At 73.1% G+C, this 2,231-nt stretch carries 3 protein-coding genes; 2 read left to right on the top strand and 1 reads right to left on the bottom strand.

Translation table 11 applies throughout. The features are described 5' to 3' along the window. Window positions 1–29: 29 nt before the first annotated feature. Window positions 30–617: a SigE family RNA polymerase sigma factor gene (locus GL263_RS25325; protein WP_182858070.1), complete on the top strand. Its 588-nt coding sequence runs from the start codon at window positions 30–32 to the stop codon at window positions 615–617. A 208-nt stretch (window positions 618–825) separates the two neighbouring features. On the opposite strand, the gene GL263_RS25320 is transcribed toward GL263_RS25325, so the two are convergent. Next, a complete protein-coding gene (locus GL263_RS25320; RefSeq protein WP_323379558.1) occupies window positions 826–1,443 on the bottom strand; it encodes a uridine kinase family protein in 618 nt (205 codons plus the stop codon). Between the two features lie 154 nt (window positions 1,444–1,597). On the opposite strand from GL263_RS25320, the gene GL263_RS25315 reads away from it, so the two are divergent. Beyond that, window positions 1,598–1,939, top strand: coding sequence for a hypothetical protein (locus GL263_RS25315; protein ID WP_182858068.1), 342 nt, complete (start codon window positions 1,598–1,600; stop codon window positions 1,937–1,939). Window positions 1,940–2,231 lie beyond the last annotated feature (292 nt).

Here is a 2,231-nt window from a genome sequence, read left to right as displayed (position 1 = left end):
GGGGGAATCCGGGGGAAACGGCGGCCCGGGTGGGCCGCCAGGGCGAAGGCGTTGACAGGGAGGCAACGGGAGAGCGGCAGCAGGGCGTGTCGGAGGCGGAGTTCGTCGCCTACGTCCGCGAGCGCCGCGCCTCCCTGTACGCCACCGCCTACCACCTGACCGGCGACCGCTTCGAGGCGGAGGACCTGCTGCAGAACGCGCTGTTCTCCACCTACAGGGCCTGGGACCGGATCAGCGACAAGGCCGCCGTCGGCGGCTACCTGCGGCGCACCATGACAAACCTGCACATCAGCGCGTGGCGCCGCCGCAAGCTCAACGAGTACCCGACCGAGGAACTGCCCGAGCCGCCGGCCACCGGCCAGAGCGACGCGATGCGCGGCACCGAACTGCGCACCGTCCTGTGGCAGGCCCTGGCCCGGCTGCCCGAACCGCAGCGGACGATGCTCGTCCTGCGCTACTACGAGGGCCGCACCGACCCGGAGATCGCCGACATCCTGGGCATCAGCGTCGGCACCGTGAAGAGCGGGATCTGGCGGTCGCTGCGGCGACTGCGCGACGACGAGGTACTGGCCTTCGGCCGGGACCAGCAGGAGTGCTTCGGCGAACTGGTCGCCTGACCGGTCCGGCGAAGCCGGGGGCCGCTCCATGGGGGGAGCGGTGCCAGCCGCTGAAGGGGAGAGCGGCAAAGCGGGGAAACCCGAGGGGATGGAAAAGGGGACAGGGGAAACGAGGCGTGGACGCGGCCGGCCGGGGGGTCTGGTCGGGTCCACGCCTCCTCCGCGTTCCCGGCCCCGTGTGGGCCGTCAGACCGCCCGGCGCGGGCGCTCAGACCACGCTGGGGGTGCGGCCGCCGGTCCGCCCGGCGGCGGCGATCGCCGCCAGCGCCTCCTGCTTGCGGCACGGCCGCGCGCCCAGCGCCGCGTGCCGTCGCACGATGCCCGGCTCGGCGCGCATCAGCCGCCAGCCGCGACGCACCAGCACCGGCAGCGACTTCCGCCCCTCCCGCAGATCCCGCACCAACCGCCTGCGGAACGTCGTCGAGGGACGTCCGCGCAGGCAGAGCGCGTCCGCCAGCAGCCCGGCATCCGCGCAGCGCCCGGCGATGTCCGCCGCGAAGATCCCCTCCGCGAGGAACACCGGCGCACCGTCGAGCCGCACCTCGCAGCCGCCCGCACGCGCGGACGTGGAGATGTCGTAGACCGGGGCGAACGTCCTTCCCTCGGCGCAGAGTTCGGTGATCGCCGCGACGGCGGCGTCGGCGTCCCAGGAGTCGACGTGGTCCCAGTCGGTCGACCCGTCGGGGAGGAGCGGCAGCGACGGGTCGCCCGCGTCCTTGTAGAAGTCGTCGAGCCGGAGCACCGGTAGCCCGGTGCGGGCGGCGAGGGAGGACTTTCCGGAGCCGGAGGGGCCGGTCAGCAGGATCACGCGAGCGGAGACGGTCACGGAACAGCATTGTCGCGCATTCCTTCGTCCGGGTGACCACCAGGGACATGGAATGTGAAGAAACTCCCCCCTCGACTACGCTCCGTTGGCGACCGCTGACCATCCGGCGCCGCCACGCGTGGCGCCGCGTCCGACCCCGAAGGTGGCATTCCGCATGGCCTCGCGCCCCCGTCACGCCCGCCCCACCGCGCCGCGCCTGCTGCGCGCCGGTGTCACCCTGTCCGCCGCGGCCGGCATGGCACTCTCCGCCGCCGGGGCCGCCCAGGCGGCGATCGTCGACGACCCGGTCGGTTCCGTGGGCCACGCCGTCGCGCCGTTCACCAACCTCCAGCTGCACCCGCTCGCCAAGACCGGCGTCGACCCCCTGGACAACGGCGTCGGCACCCAGATCGCCGACTTCCAGCCGATCACCACCACAGCCCTCACAGAGCCCCTCTCCTCCGGCTCCAACCTCTCCGAGCTCCTCGGCCGCGCCACCGACCTCCCCGGGCGGTGAGAGGCCGTGTGCTTCGCGGTCCCTGCGAAGCACGTCGTGGTCTCCCTGGCGTCGGCCTGTCGGTTCCGTCCGGGCGGTGCCCCCCGGAGGGCTGGAGGCTACCCACGCCACCGGCCCCGTCACGTGTGGTGTTGCAGACGAGTTGGTGTGTTCCGCTATGACCTGGTGTGCCCGTGAGGGGGAGCGGCGTGGGACGCGAGGTCGAGACTCCACTGCCTCCCGCCAAGACCCTCGGGATGTGCCTGGAGTGCTACGACGGCACGCCCGCCGACCCCTCCGCCTACCTACCTCC

Origin of the sequence: Streptomyces durbertensis, from assembly GCF_014156695.1 — a bacterium.
GTDB classification, from domain to species: Bacteria; Actinomycetota; Actinomycetes; order Streptomycetales; family Streptomycetaceae; genus Streptomyces; species Streptomyces durbertensis.
This window is presented reverse-complemented; position numbering and strand designations above follow the sequence as displayed.